We start from the raw sequence: 15631 nt of genomic DNA on the forward strand, positions 1-15631 counted from the left end.
GCTCCATATCTTATTTGCTTGAGTTAGATTTTCTCACCCAGTGCCTGAGCGACCTTGGAGCCGTTAGGTCGGCCCAGTTGGCGCGTGATCCAGTAGCCGGTGTTGACCAGTTGCTGCAGATCGACACCGGTCTGAATGCCCAACCCCTGCAGCAGGTAGATCACATCTTCGCTGGCGACATTGCCGGAGGCACCTTTTGCATAGGGGCAACCACCAAGGCCGGCCACGGAGGCATCGACTACACTGATACCCTCTTCCAGCACGGCATAGAGGTTGGAAAGTGCCTGGCCGTAAGTGTCATGGAAATGAGCGGCCAGCTTTTCAACCGGAATTTCCCGCGTCACGGCTTCCAGCATCCGCTTGGCTTTCAGGGGCGTGCCGACACCGATGGTGTCACCCAGTGAGATCTCATAGCAGCCCATATCGAGTAATTCACGTGCGACGCTTGCGACCTGAGCTGGCGCTATCTCGCCCTGATAGGGGCAGCCGAGTACGGTGGAGACATAACCACGCACTCGTATCCCCTGAGCCTTGGCTGCTTCAATCACCGGCACGAAACGCTCAAGGCTTTCGGCGATGGTGCAGTTGATGTTCTTCTGGGTGAAGGCTTCGGAGGCAGCACTGAAAACCGCCACCTCATCAGCCTGTGCAGCGATCGCTCCCTCTATCCCTTTCAAATTGGGAGTGAGGGCGGAGTACACCACACCGGATTTGCGCTCAATACCTGCCATCACCTCTGCAGCATCCCCCATCTGGGGGACCCACTTGGGTGACACAAAGCTGGCGGCCTCGATATGGGTCAGGCCACAGGCGCTCAGGCGGTTGATCAGTTCAACCTTGATATCGGTGGCAATCACCGGGCCTGCTTCGTTCTGCAGACCATCACGGGGGCTCATCTCAAACAGGCGTACCTGAGTCGGAAAGGCCATTACTTTTCCTCCTCTTTATTCTCTGCTTTGTCATGCTCAGTCCCGTCATGAACAGTCTCGTCATGAACAGTCACGGCAATCAGCTCTGCACCCTCTGCAACCATGTCACCCTCCAGGAAGTAGATCTCGCTCACCACACCTGCCTTGGGTGCCTTGATCGCATGCTCCATCTTCATCGCTTCCATGATGACAAGGGTCTGTCCGGCTTTCACGTCATCGCCTGTTTTCACCATCACGGCAACAACGGCACCATTCATCGGTGCCTGCAGGCTACCCTCTGCTGCCTGATCCTGACTGCCGAAATCTTCATAATGCAGGGTGCAGACAAAGTTCTCGCCTTCATGGAACAGAGTCAGTTGATTGTCGTGCACATGGCCGTGAACACTCATGCGGTGGCCGTTGATGACGGCCTGCAGGTGATCATCCTGGAGTGACGCATTCAGGTCATAGACGCTGCCACCGACACAGACCTGATAACCCTGATCTCGCTCCAGAATCTTCAGATCGTGCAGGGTTTCACCAACCATCAACTGCATCGGTCTGGCGTACTGGGAGTTCATGCGCCAGCTGTTCTGGCGGCCGAAGGGCGACCAGGGATCATTGCTGCGCTGTGTTTGTGTCTTGCTTTTCTGCAGGAAGAATCCAGCCGCCAATACCAGCGCCCGATGTGGGTCGAGGCGGGGCGCCGGGAAGAGCAGGGCTTCATGCTTGGTGATGAAGCCGGTATCCAGTTGCTCTTCGCGGAAGGGCTGGGCATCGGCTAGTGCATGCAGAAAGCGGATGTTGTTTTTGACACCGCTGATGCGATAGTGCTCCAGCGCCTGTACCATACGATTGATCGCCTGCTCGCGGCTGTCGTCCCAGACAATCAGTTTCGCGATCATCGGGTCATAATGGATACTGACCTCGTCACCCTCAACCACGCCGGTGTCGACGCGTACGTGAGCGCTCTCATCCGGGGTGCGCAGATAACGCAGGGTACCGGTGGCTGGCAGGAAATCGTTGTCTGGATCTTCTGCATAGACACGTACTTCCAGCGCATGACCGCGAATACGGATCTGTTCCTGCAGCAATGGCAGTGGCTCACCGAAGGCGATGCGCAGCTGCCACTCCACCAGGTCCTGACCTGTGATCATCTCAGTGACCGGGTGCTCCACCTGCAGACGGGTATTCATCTCCATGAAGAAGAAAGAGCCATCGACATCGTAGAGGAACTCGACCGTACCGGCGCCGACATAGTCGATCGCCTGCGCTGCACGAACAGCTGATTCACCCATCGCCTTGCGCGTGGTATCCGACAGACCAGGTGCCGGTGCTTCTTCCAGTACCTTCTGATGGCGGCGCTGTACCGAGCAGTCACGCTCAGCCAGATAGACACCATTGCCATGCGCATCGCAGAACACCTGAATCTCGACATGTCGTGGCTGGGTCAGGTAGCGTTCGATCAGCATGTCAGGATTGCCGAAAGCGTTTTTCGCTTCGCGTTGAGCGGCTGCCAGTGCAGCGTCAAACTCATCCAGCGACTCAACTACGCGCATCCCTTTACCGCCGCCACCGGCAACTGCTTTGAGCAGCAGGGGCAGGCCGCATTTTTCAGCCTCCTTGCGCAGCAGTTCAGGTGACTGATCGGCACCGTGATAGCCGGGTACCAGGGGTACACCGGCATCCTGCATGATCGACTTGGCCGCTGACTTGGAACCCATCGCCGCGATAGCGGAGGAGGGTGGGCCAATAAAGACGATATTGTTATCAGCACAGGCCTGTGCAAAGTCGGTATTTTCCGACAGGAAGCCATAGCCCGGATGGATTGCCTGAGCACCGCTCTGCTTTGCGATCTCGATGATCTTGTCGATACGCAGGTAGCTTTCATTGCTGGGAGCTGGACCCAGCAGAAAGGCTTCATCCGCCATGGCTACGTGACGGGCATTGCGATCCGCCTCGGAATAGACTGCCACGCAGCGGACGCCCAGCCTGTGTGCGGTCTGGATGACCCGGCAGGCGATCTCACCACGGTTGGCTATCAGAATTTTACTGAACATGGTTATCTGTCTCCTGGATCCAGTTAGGCTGGCGCTTGTTCAGGAATGCACTCAGGCCCTCCTGTCCCTCTTCACTGACGCGAATATCGGCGATACGGCGTGCGGTATCATCGATCACCTCGTCAGTGATCACTTTATGGCTGACCGCATGGATCAGTGATTTGGCTGCCTGCATCGCGCAGGGGCTGTTCTTGCTCATCACGTCGATATAGCGTTGGCAGGCGTCGTCCAGCAGTGCATTGTCTGCGACCACTTCATGCACCAGGCCGAACTGCTGTGCCTCACGTGCCGAGAAGGGCTCCGCCGTGACGAAATAGCGCCGCGCCTGACGCTCGCCAATGGCGCGCACAACATAGGGGCTGATCACGGCAGGTATCAGACCGATGCGCACTTCACTGAGGCAAAACTGACTCTGCTCGCTGGCGATCACGATATCGCAGCAGGCTGCAAGGCCCACGGCACCACCATAGGCAGCACCCTGAACCAGAGCGATGGTCGGTTTGCTGAGATGGTTCAGGCGCTCCATCAGCTTCGCCAGATGGCCGGCATCTTCCAGGTTGTCCTGATGGCTGTTCTGCGCCATGCGCTTCATCCAGCCGAGATCAGCCCCTGCTGAGAAGCTGCGACCGTTGGAGCGCAGCACCAGAACGCGAATATCATTATCCTGCTCAACCTCTTCCAGTCGGCTGATCAGAGACTGGATGATGGTGTCATCAAAAGCGTTGTGCTTATCCGGGCGGTTCAGGATCAGCTCGGCAACCCCATTCGGGTTGCGCTTGAGCAGGACCACTTCTGTTTTATCACTCATGGCTGTCTCCGATTACATTCTGAACACGCCGAAACGGGTTTCCGTCACGGGTCGGTTCAGTGTGGCTGACAGGCCCATGCCGATCACTTCACGCGTCTGGATGGGGTCGATGACACCGTCATCCCACAGGCGCGCACTGGCGTAGTAGGGGTGACCCTGATGCTCGTAGGTATCAATAATCGGTTGTTTGTAGCTGGATTCGTCCTCCTTTGACCACTCCTTGCCGGTACGCTCAAGGCCTTCGCGTTTGACGGTCGCCATTACGCCGGCTGCCTGCTCACCTCCCATTACCGAGATGCGGGCGTTGGGCCACATCCACAGGAAATCAGGATTGTAAGCGCGACCGCACATGCCATAGTTGCCGGCACCGAAGCTGCCACCGATCAGAACAGTCAGCTTGGGCACATTGGCACAGGCGACGGCCATCACCATCTTGGCGCCGTGCTTGGCGATACCTTCTGATTCATATTTGCGACCCACCATGAAACCGGTGATGTTCTGCAGGAACAGCAAGGGGATATTGCGCTGACAGCAGAGCTCGATGAAGTGAGCGCCTTTCTGTGCAGATTCGCCGAACAATATGCCATTATTGGCGATGATGCCGACAGGATAGCCATAGATGTGTGCAAAGCCGGTGACCAGAGTCTGGCCGTAAAGTTTCTTGAACTCATCGAATTCGGAGCCATCCACGATGCGGGCGATGATCTCGCGCACATCATAGGGCTTGCGCAGATCAGTGCCGACGATGCCGTAGATATCCTCGGTACTGAAGCGCGGCTCAACCGGTGCCACAATATCCAGTTCGACTTTTTTGCGGCGATTCAGATTGGCGACACAGCGGCGCGCAATCTGCAGCGCGTGCAGGTCATTCTCGGCATAGTGATCGGCAACACCGGACACCTTGCAGTGCACATCGGCACCACCGAGCTCTTCGGCACTGACCACTTCACCGGTAGCGGCTTTCACCAGCGGAGGTCCCGCCAGGAAGATAGTGCCCTGGTTGCGCACGATGATCGATTCATCCGCCATCGCCGGTACATAGGCACCGCCCGCAGTACACAGCCCCATTACTACTGCGATCTGAGGAATCCCCTTGGAGGACATGCGTGCCTGATTGTAGAAGATACGGCCGAAATGATCGCGATCGGGGAACACCTCATCCTGGCGGGGCAGGTTGGCGCCGCCGGAATCGACCAGATAGATGCACGGCAGATGGTTCTGCTCGGCGATCTCCTGAGCGCGCAGGTGTTTCTTCACTGTCAGCGGGTAATAGGAACCCCCTTTAACAGTCGCATCGTTGGCAACAATCATGCACTCGATACCGGAGACACGACCGATACCGGTGATGATACCGGCCGCCGGGACATCCTCACCGTAGACATTGTAGGCAGCCATCTGCGACAGCTCGAGGAAGGGTGATCCTTCGTCGAGCAGGCGGTTGATACGCTCACGTGGCAGCAGTTTTCCGCGTGCCAGGTGGCGCTCCTGATAGCTGGGGCCACCGCCTTGTTCAATGGTGGCGACTTTATCGCGCAGGTCGGCAACCGCACTGGCCATCGACTCATGGTTGGCCCGAAACTCATCGGACCGGGTGTTGATCTTGCTCTGCAATATCGTCATGGGCAGCTCCTGATATCCGAATTATTTGTTGAGGAACAGCTCACGGCCGATCAGCATACGACGAATCTCGGAGGTGCCGGCGCCGATCTCATACAGCTTGGCATCACGCAGCAGGCGGCCTGTCGGGTATTCATTGATATAGCCGTTACCACCGAGCAGTTGGATGGAATCCAGCGCGATCTGGGTGGCCATCTCGGCCGAGTAGAGGATCGCACCAGCCGCATCTTTACGCGTGGTATCGCCGCGATCAGCCGCCATCGCCACCATGTAGACATAGGATCTGGCTGCATTCATGCGCGTGTACATATCAGCAATCTTGCCCTGAACCAGTTCGAACTCGCCGATCGCCTGACCAAACTGCTTGCGGTCGCGAATGTAGGGAACAGCAATATCCATCGCTGCCTGCATGATGCCCAGAGGACCACCAGACAGGACCAGGCGCTCGTAGTCCAGACCGCTCATCAGCACGCGTACACCACCGTGCAGCTGACCCAGAATGTTCTCTTTAGGTACCTTGCAATCCTGGAACACCAGTTCGCAGGTGTTGGAGCCGCGCATACCGAGCTTGTCCAGCTTCTGTGCCTGAGTGAAGCCTTCAGTATCACGCTCGACGATAAAAGCCGTGATCCCTTTAGGGCCGGCACTGATATCGGTCTTGGCATAAATTACATAGACATTGGCATCCGGGCCGTTGGTGATCCACATCTTGTTGCCATTCAGGACGTAGTGGTCACCGGCATCACGGGCCGACAGTTTCATCGATACCACATCGGAGCCGGCATTCGGTTCAGACATCGCCAGTGCACCGATATGTTCACCGCTGAGCAGCTTCGGCAGATACTTTTGCTTCTGCTCTTCAGAGCCGTTCTTATGGATCTGGTTAACACAGAGGTTGGAGTGAGCTCCATAGGACAGACCCACGGATGCAGACGCACGGCTGATCTCTTCCATCGCAATCACATGTGCCAGATAACCCATATCGACACCGCCGTATTCCTCCTTGACGGTGATACCCAGCAAGCCCATATCGCCAAACTTGCGCCACAGATCATTAGGAAACAGGTTGTCGCGATCTATCGCTTCGGCACGTGGCGCAATTTCATTGGCAGCAAAACTGTTGACCTGCTCACGCAGCATGTCGATGGTTTCGCCCAGGCCGAAGTTCAGTTCAGAGTATTGAGAGATCATGTCCATTACCTTTGTTATAGCTGTTCAAGTGGCTGCTGATCAGCCTGCTTGTCGGAGAGCTGTTGCTGTTTCAGTTCGTTGAGTGCTTCGCGACAGCGCATCTCGGCACTGTCGAGCTCCAGTTGAACCATGGCGATATCTTTCATCTGTTGCTCCAGTTGCGCACGCTTGCTGTCAACTGTAGCTAACATCAGTTTGAGCTGCTTTTCGCTGCCGACGAGGGTTTCATCCCACAGATCGAACAGTTCGCGGGTTTCAGCCAGCGAGAAGCCCAGACGCTTGCCGCGCAGGATCAGCTTCAACCTGACGCGATCCTTTGAGCTGTAGATACGTGTCTGCCCGCGGCGCGTGGGTTTCAGCAGCCCCTGATCTTCATAAAAGCGGATGCTGCGAGTGGTGACGTCAAACTCGCTGGCAAGCTCGCTGATGGAAAAGGATTTCTTTTTATTCATAGGTCTTATTCATGGATAGCACCTGGATTGTTGAAATCAGGTTAATCAAAGTTGACGTTAACGTAAAGTGAAAAATAAAAAAATATCCTCACTTAAAGAAGTGCTAATTTTATTTTAATTATTTGAATTTAAAGTATAAATAGGCTGTTATGTGGTGTTTTTTGTGGGTATATTAGACTAAAGTAGTAGTTGTAATCCCTTAATGGAAATTGCTAGTTTGCATCTCAGGCTTACGTTAAGGTAAGTCGCAAGCAGGGAATTTGCCCCTTTAACAAAAATAAAAAGAGGCTTGGTGTACATGAGTACAGACTACGTGCTCGAAACCCACAATCTGGTCAAGGGTTTCAAGGGTTTTATTGCGGTCGATGATGTCAATCTGTCGATTCAGCGTGGCCATATACATGCTCTGATCGGTCCTAACGGAGCGGGCAAGACCACTGTATTCAATCTTCTGACCAAGTTTCTGACCCCTACCTCAGGACAGATACTGTTTAATGGTAACGATATCACTTCACTGAAAGCGGCAGCGATTGCCCGCAAGGGTATCGTGCGCTCCTTTCAGATCTCTGCTGTCTTTCCGCATATGACCGCGCTGGAGAATGTTCGTGTGGCACTGCAACGCTTTGAAGGGCACAGCTTCCATTTCTGGAAATCTCAGAAAGTACTTAACAGCCTGAATGAGCGGGCCTATGAGTTGCTCAAGTCCGTGGGGCTGGAGGAGTTTGCCAATGCGCAGACGGTTGAACTTTCCTATGGCCGCAAGCGCGCGCTTGAACTGGCAACCACACTGGCGATGGAGCCTGAATTGATGCTGCTGGATGAGCCGACTCAGGGGATGGGCCATGAAGACGTTGATCGAGTGGTTGAGCTGATTCGCCACGCGGCAGTGGGTCGAACTGTACTGATGGTTGAGCATAACCTGGGAGTCGTCAGCAAGCTGTGTGACCGGATTACCGTGCTGTCGCGCGGGTCGGTACTGACGGAGGGCGATTACAAGACCGTGTCTGCCAATCCTCAGGTGCGTGAGGCGTATATGGGTAGTGAAGAAGCTGAAGTTGAGGGAGCTCACTGATGACTAATGCAGTTAAACCTGATTACGAGCAGCTTCGCATTGCCGACCTGCATGCCTTTTACGGTGAGTCTCATATTCTGCATGGGATCGACATGACTGTCCGTCGCGGCGAGCTGGTCACGCTGCTTGGTCGTAATGGCGCAGGTCGCAGCACAACACTGAAATCAATCATGAATATGGTGGGCCGCAGAACCGGCTCCATCATGATCAATGGTAACGAAACCATTCAGACAGCCCCGCACCATATTGCGCAACTGGGTGTCGGTTACTGTCCTGAAGAGCGTGGCATTTTTGCCAGCCTGGACGTTGAGGAAAACCTGCTGCTGCCACCCAAGGTACGCAGCGACGGTATGAGTCTGGATGAGATTTACGACATGTTCCCCAATCTGTATGAGCGCAGACGCAGCCAGGGAACACGCTTGTCAGGTGGTGAGCAGCAGATGCTGGCGATGGCCCGTATTCTGCGCACCGGTGCAAACATGCTTTTGCTGGATGAGATCACAGAAGGTCTTGCTCCGGTTATCGTGCAAAAACTGGCAGAGGTACTGATGCGGTTGAAGGCCAAAGGGCTGACGATTGTATTGGTGGAGCAGAACTTCCGTTTTGCGGCTCCGCTGGCAGACCGACACTACCTGATGGAGCATGGTCAGATAGTGCATGAGATTGGTGCCCATGAACTGGAATCCAAGAAGGACTTACTGAATACCTATCTGGGTGTTTAGGTGCTGGGCGGAACTCGCAAGGTGCGTGTGACCGTCAGGATGCCTGCAAACTAACTCAGGTTTTGCTGAGGGATTGTAGGGCTTCGCAGAGTTACCAGAAAACAAAAACAATAGCCGGTACGGCGACGGAGAAAGCAATGAAAATGATCAAGAAGACGTTAGTTGCAGCAATCGCATCTACTTTTATGGCCAGTGCTGCACAGGCTACCATCAGCGATAATGAAGTTCGCATCGCCTATCTGGCGGATATGTCGGGTACTTATCGTGATCTGGCAGGTCCAAACGGCCTGACCGCCCTGCAAATGGCAGTTGAAGACTTCGGAGGTACGGTCAATGGCGCAAAAATCACTGTAGTGAGCGCTGATGATCGAAACAGCCCGGACGTCTCATCCAGCACGGTTCGTCAGTGGGTCGAGAATGACGGGGTCGATCTGGTGGCCGGCATGGTGGCGTCTTCCGTTACTATTGCTGCAACCAAGATTCTCGAGCAGAGCAACCGTCTGGGTATTGTGTCTGGTTCCGCTGCCTCCAGTATCACCAACGAACACTGCACGGCCAACCATATTCACTATGTGTATGATACCTATCCACTGGCTAACGGCACAGCTAAAGCCGTTGTGGATGAGGGTGGTGATGACTGGTTCATCCTGACTGCTGACTATGCGTTTGGCCACGCACTGGAAGGCGATGTAACCAAGGTTGTCGAAGCTAATGGGGGCAAGGTCTCACAGGCAGTTCGCCATCCTTTCCCGACAGACGACTTCTCCTCTTTCATCCTGCAGGCTCAGACGTCCGGTGCGAATGTCGTGGCACTGGCTAATGCTGGTTCCGACACAATCAACGCTATCACCACGGCGGGTGAGTTCGGCCTGACGCAGTCCGGTCAGACGCTGGCTGCACTGCTGTTGTTCCTCAACGATGTTCATGCGCTGGGTGTTGAAACCGCTCAGGGTATTCAGCTGACTACCGGCTGGTACTGGGATATGGATGAAGATGCACGTGCCTGGTCCGATCGTTTCTATGAGCGCACCAATGTGCGTCCATCCATGGTTCAGGCCGGTATCTACTCCAGCACCATGCACTACCTGAATGCAGTCAAGGAAGCTGGCACTGATGAAGCTCAGGCGGTTCGTGCACAGATGATCGCCACGCCAATCAATGACATGTTCGCCAAAGGCGGTTATATCCGTGAAGATGGCCGCATGATCCATGATATGTATCTGGCTGAAGTGAAAAAACCTGCTGAGTCCACCGGTGAATGGGATCTGTACAAGATCATTCGTACCATTCCTGGTGATGAGGCATACCGTCCGCTGTCTGAAAGCCAGTGCAAACTGGTTAACAACTGATTCGGTAAACTGACACGACATGCCTCACCACACGGTGGGGCATGTCGATCAGAGGCTGGCGGGATGCCGGTTGCCTGACAAGCCATATTTTGAGGTTGTATTACATGACCATGCTATTCGGAGTGCCTTTGGCTGTTCTGTATGGACAGTTATTACTGGGCCTGATTAACGGGGCTTTCTATGCCTTACTGAGCCTGGGGCTAGCCGTTATCTTTGGCCTGCTCAAGATCATCAACTTTGCTCATGGTGCCCTGTATATGCTGGGTGCTTTGTGTGCGGTGGTGCTGCTCGATACTCTGGGTGTCAACTATTGGGTTGCACTGTTTGTCTCTCCAATACTGGTCGGCATCTTCGGAATTATTCTGGAGCGTTTTCTGTTGCGCCGTATTGCGCATGAAGATCATATCTACAGTTTGTTGCTGACCTTTGGTATCGCATTGGTGATCCAGGGGGTATTTACCAATATTTACGGTGTTTCAGGTATGCGCTATGCGATTCCTGATGCACTCAAGGGCGGGGTGAATCTCGGGTTCATGTTCCTGCCTTACTATCGAGCCTGGGTGATTGTGGCCGCGTTGGTGGTTTGCTTCGGTACCTGGTTCATGATTGAAAAAACCAAGCTTGGTTCCTATTTGCGAGCCGGGACTGAAAATGCGCCATTGATGCAGGCTTTCGGGATCAATGTGCCGCTACTGGTCACCCTGACCTATGGCTTTGGGGTGATGCTGGCAGCCTTTGCGGGTGTACTGGCCGCGCCGATCTATTCTGTCACACCGGTGATGGGGGCCAATATCCTGATCATCGTATTTGCGGTGGTCGTGATCGGCGGCATGGGGTCAATTATCGGTGCTGTTCTGACCGGCCTGGCGATGGGAATCATTGAGGGCCTGACCAAGGTGTTTTATCCGGAAGCATCCACTACCGTGATATTTCTGGTGATGGTGATTGTACTCCTGCTGCGTCCAGCAGGGCTATTTGGTAAGGAGGCGTAACCATGTCACAAGCTCTCTCTACTGTTGCTGTGCATAATGTCGGCCTGGAGCAGCAGCGCAGATCTGACCGTCGCCGCCTGATACTTCAGTTGGTATTATTGTCGCTGGCAATTGCAGCACCCTTTGTGGTCTACCCGGTCTTCCTGATGAAGATCCTCTGCTTCGCGCTGTTTGCTGTGGCTTTCAACCTGTTGCTGGGCTATGTCGGGTTGCTCTCATTCGGGCATGCGGCTTTTCTATCCACCGGGGGGTATACGACCGGCTATCTGCTGACAACCTACAGTGGCCTGCCGCCGGAGATAGGTATTCTGGCAGGTACCTTTGCAGCAACGGTTCTTGGCTTTTTCTTCGGATTGGTCGCGATACGTCGTCAAGGTATCTATTTTGCCATGATTACACTGGCGCTGGCGCAGCTTGTCTTCTTCTTCTTTGTGCAATCTGAATTCACTCGTGGTGAGGATGGGATGCACGGTATTCCTCGTGGGAACCTGTTCGGGTTTATCGATCTGCAGAACAATATGGCCATGTATTATTTTGTGCTGGCGATTTTCGTACTGGGCTTTGCGTTGGTTCAGCGAACCATTAACTCGCCCTTTGGTTATGTGCTCAAGGCGATCAAAGAGAACGAAGCAAGAACCACTTCGCTGGGTTACAACACGGATAGATACAAGCTGGTGGCCTTTGTTCTGTCTGCTGCGATAGCGGGGCTCGCAGGCTCGGTTAAAACGATAGTGTTCCAGCTGGCATCACTGACTGACGCTCATTGGCATATGTCTGGTGAAGTGATACTGATGACGCTGGTGGGTGGGGTCGGTACGCTGCTGGGGCCAGTTATCGGCGCGGCTTTTGTGGTCAGCCTGGAACATCAACTGGCGCAGAGCGCCCTTGGTGACTGGGTTAACGTGATACTGGGTGCGATCTTTGTTGTCTGTGTACTGGCATTCCGTGCAGGAATTGTCGGTGAGGTGCAGAGGTTCATGAAGAAGAACTTCAATTGATCCGCTGTCGAATAAGTGTGTTTGGGTATTATCAGAGCTGAGTCGAGGTAATCAAAGTGTCAGAAGCTATTGTAATCGTTGGTGCCGCTCGCACACCCATGGGTGGTTTGCAGGGCGCTCTCAGCTCCGTAAGAGCGCCTGCGCTGGGTGCAGCAGCCATCAAAGCAGCTGTTGAACGCTCAGGTATTACTGCTGATCAGGTGGATGAGGTCGTGATGGGGTGTGTGTTACCAGCAGGGCTGGGACAGGCACCAGCACGACAGGCATCGCTGGCTGCCGGTATTCCGGTCGCAGCAGGCTGCACGACTGTCAACAAGATGTGTGGCTCCGGTATGAAGGCGGTGATGCTGGCACATGATCAATTGCTGGCTGGCAGCGCCGATGTCATGGTTGCGGGTGGCATGGAAAACATGAGTCAGTCGCCGTATCTGCTGCCCAAGGCGCGCGAAGGGATGCGCATGGGGCATGGTCAGGTGCTGGATCACATGTTCCTGGACGGTCTGGAGGATGCATACAAGGGTGGTCTGATGGGCAGCTATGCGCAGAAAACCGCAGACCAGTATCAGGTGACACGTGAGTCGATGGATGATTTTGCCATCTCATCACTGACCCGTGCACTGCGGGCCATTGAACAGGGTGACTTTGCGGATGAGATCACCGCTGTGACGGTCAGTGGTCGAGGTGGGGATCTGCTGGTCGAGATCGATGAGCAGCCCGGTAAGGCGAAGGTGGACAAGATCCGTACGCTGAAACCCGCCTTTGCCAAGGAGGGAACAGTTACGGCTGCAAACGCCAGTTCCATCTCCGATGGTGCATCGGCACTGGTTCTGATGCGCGAGAGTGAAGCGCAGCGTCGTGGACTGACACCACTGGCACGTATCGTTGCCCACTCAACTCATGCACAACTGCCGGATGAGTTCACACTGGCGCCGATCGGTGCTGTCAGCAAGGTGCTGGACAGGGCAGGCTGGAGTAAAGATGACGTCGATCTGTATGAGATCAACGAAGCCTTTGCTGTGGTTACCATGCTGGCCCAGCAGCAGTTGGGATTGGATCCTGAAAAGGTCAATGTCAACGGCGGTGCATGCGCCCTCGGGCATCCGATCGGCTCCAGCGGTTCACGTATTCTGGTAACGCTGATGTATGCACTGCAACGTCGTGGCCTGAAGCGTGGTGTCGCCTCGCTTTGTATCGGCGGAGGTGAGGCAACAGCTGTGGCGATCGAGTTGATCTGATCGCCATCAATTCCTGTCGGATCTTGCAGGGTCACAGTGCGGTGAGAACGAAAACTTGCCGAACTGTGATCTGATTTCTGGTTAAATAGCGTTTAGTTATCTCCAGGAGCCTGACAGCAGGCTGCAATTTCACGCGAAACAGGAAGGATTTCATGGGCTTCAAGGGTGTAGAAAATTTCTCTCATCGTCAGGCTGACAAGCTGGGTGTATTGATCACCAATCTTGGCACACCGGATGAACCAACCCCGTCAGCCCTGCGCAGGTATCTCAAAGAGTTTCTATCAGACCCTCGTGTTGTCGAAGTGCCACGGCCTGTCTGGTGGCTGATACTGAACGGTGTGATTCTGAATATCCGTCCACGCCGATCAGCCGCTGCTTATCGCAAGGTCTGGACCGAGCGCGGTTCGCCGCTGCTGCTGCATACTCAGGATCAGTGCACTGCGCTGCGAGAGCAGTTGCAGCAGATCCATGGTGATCGTGTGGTAGTCGAGTTTGCCATGCGTTATGGTAATCCGTCGATCAGTTCGGTGCTGGATAAAATGCAACAGCAGGGGGTGACTCGCTTGCTGGTATTGCCCCTCTATCCTCAGTACTCAGGCTCCACCAGCGGGTCGACCTTTGATGCTGTTGCAGCGGATTTCATGCAGCGTCGCTGGCTTCCGGATCTGACATTCATCAGTCACTACCATGATTTTCCACCCTATATCGAAGCGATGGCAAAGCATATAGAAGCTTACTGGGCTGACAAGGGCAGGGCGGATCTGCTGCTGCTCTCCTATCATGGTATCCCGAAGCGCTATCTCCTTAATGGTGATCCCTACCATTGTGAGTGTTTTAAAACGTCGCGACTTCTTGCCGAGCGGCTGGGATTGGATGCCAGTCAATACCGCACCACCTTTCAGTCGCGTTTCGGTCGTGAAGAGTGGCTCAAGCCCTATACGGATATGACCCTGAAGGCACTTCCGGGCGAAGGTATCACGTCGGTACAGGTGTTCTGCCCCGGTTTCTCAGCGGATTGTCTGGAGACACTGGAGGAGATAGAGGAAGAGAATCGTGAGTACTTTGTACATGCTGGTGGTCAACGTTATGAATATATCCCTGCATTGAATGCCGAGCCGGTACATATTGATGCCTTGGCAGAGCTGGTCAGACCTCATCTGGAGCACTGGCTCTCATCACCAGCCAGAGATACGGAGCAGGCAGCCGTGCTGGCCAATGCTGCCGGTGCGCAGAGCAGTTGATCAGCTCTTGTAGGAGGATTCGCCCAGCCGGATACGGCGATAGTGGCTGGGTGATATCCCCATGATTTTCTTGAAAATACGCGAGAAATAATAGGCATCTTCATAGCCAATCGCCCAGCCCACTTCAGCGATGCTCTTGCTGGTGACATCCAGCAGGTGGCAGGCGCGTTCTATCTTGAGTTGGATAAAGTGGTTGATCGGGGTGGTTCCGGTGAGTTCACCATACTTCTTGATGAAGTGGAACTTGGACATCGAAATGGCATTTGCCAGCGTGTCGACGTCCAGTTGCTCATGCAGCCGTGCCTGCATCAGACTGTGAATCTTCTCCAGATCGAACGTGTCGTTGGCTTGCCGCTTGCCCAGCGGTTTGAGCAGCACAATATGTGTCATTATCTGGCGCAGCAGATTGGCACTGTGCAGAAACGCATTGAGATGGTGACTGGCCTGGCGGGTATCCAGCAGCGCCTCAAAGTCGGCCACCAGTCTTGAATGCAGACCCAGCGGAACAACCGGGTTCTGAGCGTCGGAATTGATCTGGTCGATGAAATCCTGGCTCAGCTCACCATCAAAGTGGATCCAGTAGATGGTCCAGGGGCGATAGGGGTCTGCATGGTAGGTGTGCTCGATACCTTTTGCCAGCAGCATCAGTTCACCCGGCTGGATTATTCTCTTTTTACCGCAGGCCTCCAGCCTCCCTTGACCCTCCAGACAGTAGATCAACAGGTTGTCATCATGTTGCTGGCGCGACATCTGATGCCCTTTGGCATATTGATAGTAACCGATACCCAATGGGTAGAGTTGTCTGCTCAAGGGGTGATTTGCAAGTTGGGATACCATTCTCCGTGGCAGTACAAAGCGAATACTGTCCTGTGGCAAGGGCCAGTCGGAAGGATGGCTCATATTGTGTCACCTCTTATACCTTGGTATGGGTAATTTCCCTTATTGATGCGCAATATAGTCCATCATATCAGCAATATTATCAATCC

Annotated in this window: 14 protein-coding genes; 7 read left to right on the forward strand and 7 right to left on the reverse strand. The window is 54.3% G+C overall.

The window, feature by feature from the left end:
* Window positions 1-23 precede the first annotated feature (23 nt).
* From ACK3CJ_RS07940 to ACK3CJ_RS07965, 6 genes are read right to left on the reverse strand one after another with little or no spacing between them, the layout of a single operon-like run.
* Window positions 24-929 (reverse strand): hydroxymethylglutaryl-CoA lyase, encoded by a 906-nt coding sequence (locus tag ACK3CJ_RS07940; protein WP_409525899.1) that lies wholly within the window; start codon window positions 927-929, stop codon window positions 24-26.
* Window positions 929-2968: an acetyl/propionyl/methylcrotonyl-CoA carboxylase subunit alpha gene (locus ACK3CJ_RS07945; protein WP_409525900.1), complete on the reverse strand. Its 2040-nt coding sequence runs from the start codon at window positions 2966-2968 to the stop codon at window positions 929-931. Before ACK3CJ_RS07945 ends, ACK3CJ_RS07940 begins: the two co-directional genes overlap by 1 nt.
* Window positions 2958-3776, reverse strand: a complete 819-nt coding sequence (locus ACK3CJ_RS07950) for an enoyl-CoA hydratase/isomerase family protein (protein ID WP_409525901.1) — start codon at window positions 3774-3776, stop codon at window positions 2958-2960. Before ACK3CJ_RS07950 ends, ACK3CJ_RS07945 begins: the two co-directional genes overlap by 11 nt.
* Before the next feature lie 12 nt (window positions 3777-3788).
* Entirely contained in the window at window positions 3789-5396 is a 1608-nt protein-coding gene (locus ACK3CJ_RS07955) for a carboxyl transferase domain-containing protein (protein WP_409525902.1), read from the reverse strand.
* A gap of 21 nt (window positions 5397-5417) precedes the next feature.
* Window positions 5418-6584, reverse strand: coding sequence for an isovaleryl-CoA dehydrogenase (locus ACK3CJ_RS07960; RefSeq protein ID WP_409525903.1), 1167 nt, complete (start codon window positions 6582-6584; stop codon window positions 5418-5420).
* A 14-nt stretch (window positions 6585-6598) separates the two neighbouring features.
* Window positions 6599-7036, reverse strand: a complete 438-nt coding sequence (locus ACK3CJ_RS07965; protein ID WP_151705429.1) for a MerR family transcriptional regulator — start codon at window positions 7034-7036, stop codon at window positions 6599-6601.
* Between the two features lie 298 nt (window positions 7037-7334).
* On the opposite strand from ACK3CJ_RS07965, the gene ACK3CJ_RS07970 reads away from it, so the two are divergent.
* The 7 genes from ACK3CJ_RS07970 (at window position 7335) to hemH (ending at window position 14645) form a co-directional block, all read left to right on the forward strand.
* Complete coding sequence (locus ACK3CJ_RS07970; protein ID WP_409525904.1) at window positions 7335-8108, forward strand: ABC transporter ATP-binding protein; 774 nt, start codon at window positions 7335-7337, stop codon at window positions 8106-8108.
* Window positions 8108-8830, forward strand: coding sequence for an ABC transporter ATP-binding protein (locus ACK3CJ_RS07975; protein ID WP_409525905.1), 723 nt, complete (start codon window positions 8108-8110; stop codon window positions 8828-8830). Before ACK3CJ_RS07970 ends, ACK3CJ_RS07975 begins: the two co-directional genes overlap by 1 nt.
* Before the next feature lie 137 nt (window positions 8831-8967).
* On the forward strand, window positions 8968-10179 hold the full coding sequence (locus ACK3CJ_RS07980) for an ABC transporter substrate-binding protein (RefSeq protein ID WP_409525906.1): 1212 nt from the start codon (window positions 8968-8970) through the stop codon (window positions 10177-10179).
* Between the two features lie 104 nt (window positions 10180-10283).
* Entirely contained in the window at window positions 10284-11171 is an 888-nt protein-coding gene (locus ACK3CJ_RS07985) for a branched-chain amino acid ABC transporter permease (RefSeq protein ID WP_409525907.1), read from the forward strand.
* A gap of 2 nt (window positions 11172-11173) precedes the next feature.
* Window positions 11174-12169 (forward strand): branched-chain amino acid ABC transporter permease, encoded by a 996-nt coding sequence (locus ACK3CJ_RS07990; RefSeq protein WP_409525908.1) that lies wholly within the window; start codon window positions 11174-11176, stop codon window positions 12167-12169.
* A gap of 98 nt (window positions 12170-12267) precedes the next feature.
* The gene (locus tag ACK3CJ_RS07995) at window positions 12268-13404 is read left to right on the forward strand and encodes an acetyl-CoA C-acyltransferase (protein ID WP_409526564.1); all 1137 of its coding nucleotides are present in this window, start codon (window positions 12268-12270) and stop codon (window positions 13402-13404) included.
* A gap of 152 nt (window positions 13405-13556) precedes the next feature.
* A complete protein-coding gene (gene hemH / locus ACK3CJ_RS08000) occupies window positions 13557-14645 on the forward strand; it encodes a ferrochelatase (protein ID WP_409525909.1) in 1089 nt (362 codons plus the stop codon).
* Here hemH and ACK3CJ_RS08005 read toward each other — a convergent pair whose 3' ends face one another.
* Entirely contained in the window at window positions 14646-15545 is a 900-nt protein-coding gene (locus tag ACK3CJ_RS08005; protein WP_409525910.1) for an AraC family transcriptional regulator, read from the reverse strand. It lies immediately after the preceding gene.
* Window positions 15546-15631: the final 86 nt, after the last annotated feature.

Source organism: Nitrincola salilacus (assembly GCF_046271865.1).
GTDB lineage: Bacteria > Pseudomonadota > Gammaproteobacteria > Pseudomonadales > Balneatricaceae > Nitrincola > Nitrincola salilacus.